The 4,326-nt window shown below is 72.1% G+C and carries 4 protein-coding genes; all 4 read left to right on the forward strand.

Going from position 1 to position 4,326, the window contains the following annotated elements; genetic code table 11:
• Window positions 1–1,791: FecR family protein (locus VNO22_18855; GenBank protein HXG63439.1), on the forward strand; the 1,791-nt coding region annotated here is incomplete at its 5' end.
• Window positions 1,792–1,802: 11 nt separating this feature from the next.
• Entirely contained in the window at window positions 1,803–2,858 is a 1,056-nt protein-coding gene (locus VNO22_18860; GenBank protein HXG63440.1) for a MoxR family ATPase, read from the forward strand.
• A 38-nt stretch (window positions 2,859–2,896) separates the two neighbouring features.
• The gene (locus VNO22_18865) at window positions 2,897–3,793 is read left to right on the forward strand and encodes a DUF58 domain-containing protein (protein HXG63441.1); all 897 of its coding nucleotides are present in this window, start codon (window positions 2,897–2,899) and stop codon (window positions 3,791–3,793) included.
• Window positions 3,790–4,326 (forward strand): BatA domain-containing protein (locus tag VNO22_18870; protein HXG63442.1); only part of this gene is annotated, 537 nt, incomplete at its 3' end. The genes VNO22_18865 and VNO22_18870, both read left to right, overlap by 4 nt.

The raw sequence follows: 4,326 nt of genomic DNA on the forward strand, positions 1-4,326 counted from the left end.
CGCCCGGCGCGCGCCGAGGAGCCGCCGCGCCCCCGCACCACCGGCTCCATCCCCCGCGTGGCCGTCCGCCCCGCCTCCGTCAAGGCTCCGTCCGCGCGGCCCGGCCGGCGCCTCCGGATCGCCGCGGCCGCCCTGGCCGCCGCGGCCCTCCTGGGACTGGCCTGGCTCGTCCGTCCGTCCTCCGCGCCCCCGGCTCCGCCCGCGGCGGCCTTCCTCCTGGCCGTGTCGCCGGACGTCCTGCTCGAGCGCGACGGCGCCCCCTCACCGGCGCGCGTGGACCAGGAAATCCGCCCCGGCGACCTCCTCCGGCTCCCCGATGAGAGCTCCGCCAAGATCGGCTTCGCCGACGATACGACCCGCGCCGACCTGCACGGGCCCGCCCAGGCGCGCCTCCTCGGGGGCGGCCCGCGAAAGGCCCTGGAGCTTCTGGGCGGCGAGGCCGACCTCGTCGCCCCCGCTCAGGCGGGAGGCGAACCCGTCCGCCTCCGGACGCCTCAGGCCGAGGTCGAAATCGCCGACGCCGCGGCGCGCGTCCTCTGCGGGACCGACTTCGCCCGCCTCGAGGTGCGCCGGGGACAGGCGCTCCTGCGCCGCCGGTCCGACGGACGCTCGGTGCGCGTGGAGGCCGGCCAGTACGCCGTGGCCGGCCGGGACGTGGAACTGGCGGCCCGCCCGCTCGGCCCTTCCCGGCCGGACGCCCAGGGCCCGCTCGTCGTCGCCTACCTCCGCCAGACCCAGGGCGAGGTCTTTCTCTTCACGCAGTCCCCGCAGGATCGCGTGCCCGCCCGGCCGGGAATGCACGTCTTCGAAAACCAGGGCCTTCTGACCGAAGGAAGCCGCAGCCGGGCCGCCCTCGAGTATCCGGACACGACCCGCCTGGAGATCGGCCCCGGGACGGTGGTCCGGCACCTGGCCGATCCCAAGGACCGCGCCCGCAAACACGTCCGGCTGGAGGCCGGCCACGTGGAGGCGGACGTCGTCAAGCAGCCCGCCGGGCGCCCCATGCTTCTGTCGACCGCCGAGGCGGAGGTGAGCGTGCTGGGGACGCGGTTCACGCTCCTGGCCGAGGGCGGCGCCACGCGCGTCCAGGTGGAAGAAGGCGCCGTCGAGTTCCGCCGCGTCAAGGACGGCGGTTCGATCGTCGTGCGCTCGGGCTTCTACGCCGTGGCCGCTCCCGGCCGGCCGCTCGAGGCCGTGCCCGTTCCCGGCGGCGTCCGGTCGCTGGAACTCGACCTGGCCTCGGGACGGCCCGAGGGCGAGGGGGAGTGGAGCGTCCTCGGGCGCGCCGTCCGCCAGGCCCGCGTCCTCCGCTACGCCGATTCGGATCCGCGCCCGGCGCTCTCCGCGTTCCTCGTTCCCGCTTCCACCGAGGAGAGCGTCCTCCTCGAAGCGACCGTTCAGGTGGACCAGGTGACCCCCGACGGAGCGCCCGACCTTTCGGCCTGGGGCTTCGGCCTGGTGGCCGATTTCGGCCGGGAGCGTCTGGCGCTGCGCACCCTCCAGGCGGACGAGGAGGGGTCCGTCTTCGAGTTCGCCGGCGTGGCGGCGATCCCCTTCGAGCACGGCCGGGAGGGCACCTACCGCCTGAAGCTGCGCATCGATCGGCGCCCCGGACAGCCGGCGATTCTGCGCGGCAAGATCTGGCAGGGCGACCGAGAGCCCGACGGCTGGATGATCGAGAACGAACGCGTTCTGGAAGGCCCCCTCGTCCGGGCCGGCCTGCAGACCCTCCGGTCCGCCTGCACGTTTTCCTCGTTCAAGGTGAAGGTCTTCAAAGACGAGCCGCGGTAGGGAGATCCCTCATGCCCGAAGCGTCCCGCGTCCCCTCCGCTCCCCCCCAGCCCTCCGCGCCCGCCGAGGACGTGCGCCGCGCCGAGCGACTCGTCGAGGCCTGCCGCCGCGTCGCGCGGGAAGTCGCCAAGGTCATCGTGGGCCAGGAAGAGGTGATCGAGCAGCTCCTCGTGGCCATCCTCGCCCGCGGACACTGCCTCCTCGAAGGCGTGCCGGGCCTGGCCAAGACGCTCATGATCCGCACCCTGGCCCGCGCGATGAGCCTCTCCTTCCGGCGCATCCAGTTCACCCCCGACCTCATGCCGGCCGACATCACCGGTACCGACCTCATTCAGGAGGATCCCGCCACCGGCCGCCGCACCCTCGTCTTCCAGAAGGGCCCCGTCTTCGCCCAGATGATCCTGGCCGACGAAATCAACCGCACGCCTCCGAAGACCCAGGCGGCGCTCCTGGAAGCGATGCAGGAGCACTCCGTGACCGTGGGCGGGAAAACCTATCCGCTCGAGGAGCCCTTCTTCGTCCTGGCGACTCAGAATCCCATCGAGCAGGAGGGCACCTACCCCCTGCCCGAAGCCCAGAAGGACCGCTTCATGTTCCACGTCGCGGTCGATTACCCCCGCCGCGACGAGGAGCGCGAAATCGTTCAGCGCACGACGGGGGCGCTGGACGCCGGCGTCGAGCCGGTTCTGTCCGGCCCGGAGATCCGGGACGGGCAGGACGTCGTGCGCAAGGTTCTCGTCCCGGACCACGTCCTGGAGTTCGTCCTGGACGTCGTGCGCCGGACGCGGCCCAGGGATCCCGACGCCTTCCCGTTCGTCAAGGAGCTCGTCGAGTGGGGCGCCGGGCCGCGCGCGGGACAGCAGTGGGTGCTGGGCGCCAAGGTGCGCGCGCTCCTGCGCGGCCGGTTCCATGTGACCCTCGACGACGTGGAGGCCCTGGCCTACCCGGTCCTGCGCCATCGGATCGTGCCGACCTTCAACGCGGAGGCCGAGGGAATTTCCGTGGACGAGGTCGTCCGCCGGATTCTCGAAGCGGTTCCGCGGGGCGAGGCCCGGAACGTCTTCTGACGGGCGGCGCGCTGCCGCCGCCCCCTCGGTGATGAGCGATGGCGAGCCTGACGCGTCTGCTGACCCCGAGCGACCTCGAGAAGATCGCCAACCTCCAGGTTCTGGCGCGCCTCGTCGTCGAGGGATTCTGCACGGGACTCCACCGCTCGCCGCACAAGGGCTTCTCCGTCGAATTCAAGCAGCACCGGCCCTACGTGCACGGGGACGAAATCCGCCATCTCGACTGGAAAGTCTTCGGCCGCAGCGACCGCTTCTACATCCGCGAATACGAGGAGGAGACGAACCTCCGGGCCACGCTCCTTCTGGACGCCTCGGGCTCCATGGGCTACGGCGGGCCGGAAGGTTCCAAGCTCCTCTACGCGACCCGCCTGGCCGCCTGTCTGGCCTATCTTATGCTTCAGCAGCAGGACAGCGTGGGCCTGGTCACCTTCGACACGCGGGTGCGGACCTACCTGCCGCCCCGCGCCCGGACGGGCCACCTGCGGCTCCTGGCCGAGGAACTCCAGGCCGTGCGTCCCGGCGGCGAAACGGAGCTTGCCCGCGTCTTTCACGACCTCGTTCCCCGCCTGCACCGCCGCGGGCTGCTCGTCGTCCTTTCCGACTGCTTCGGCGACGCCCAGGGGCTGCTTTCCGCTCTGGCCCACCTGCGCCACGCCCGCCACGAGATCCTGATCTTCCAGATCTTCCACCGCGACGAACTGGAATTCCCCTTCCGGCAGTGGACCCGCTTCGACTGCCTCGAGGTGGACGGCAAGCGGCATCTCGTCGATCCCAACCACCTTCGGGAAGCGTACCGGGCGAACCTCGAACGCTGGCGCGCGGAGCTGCGGCAAGGGTGCCATCGGCACCGGATCGATCTGGTGCCTCTCGTGACCGACCAGCCCTACGCGGACGCCCTGGCCGAGTACCTGACGCTGCGGATGAGGCGGGCATGACGTTCCTGAACGGCATTCTCCTGGCGGGCGCGGCGGCGCTGGTCGTTCCGGTCCTCATCCATCTCTTCCACCGGAGCCGCTTCACGGTCGTCCCCTGGGGGGCGATGCACCTGCTCGAATCCGTGCTGCGGCGCAACGCGCGCCGCGTGCGCCTGGAGCAGATCCTTCTGCTCCTCGTGCGCGCGTCGATCCCCGCGCTGCTGGCCTTGTGCATGGCCCGGCCGGTGCTCACGGGACTGGCGCCCCTTCTGGGGGAAGCCCGCAGCTCCGTGGTCCTGCTTCTCGACGACAGTTATTCGATGGAAGCCTCCCCCGCGGGGGGCCGCTCCGCCTTTCAGGAGGCTCAGGAGATCGCCGCCGAAATCCTCCAGCGCCTGCCTCCCGGCTCCGAGGCCGGCGCCGTGCTCATGGCCGGAGGAGCCCGCCCGCTCTTCGAGGAGCTGACCACGGATCTGGACCGCCTGCGCGGGGAAGTGGCGCGCCTGCGCGGCGGCTTCGGCGCCGCGGACGTCCCCGCGGCGCTGGCCGCCGCC

The organism is Planctomycetota bacterium (assembly GCA_035574235.1).
Classification (GTDB): domain Bacteria; phylum Planctomycetota; class MHYJ01; order MHYJ01; family JACPRB01; genus DATLZA01.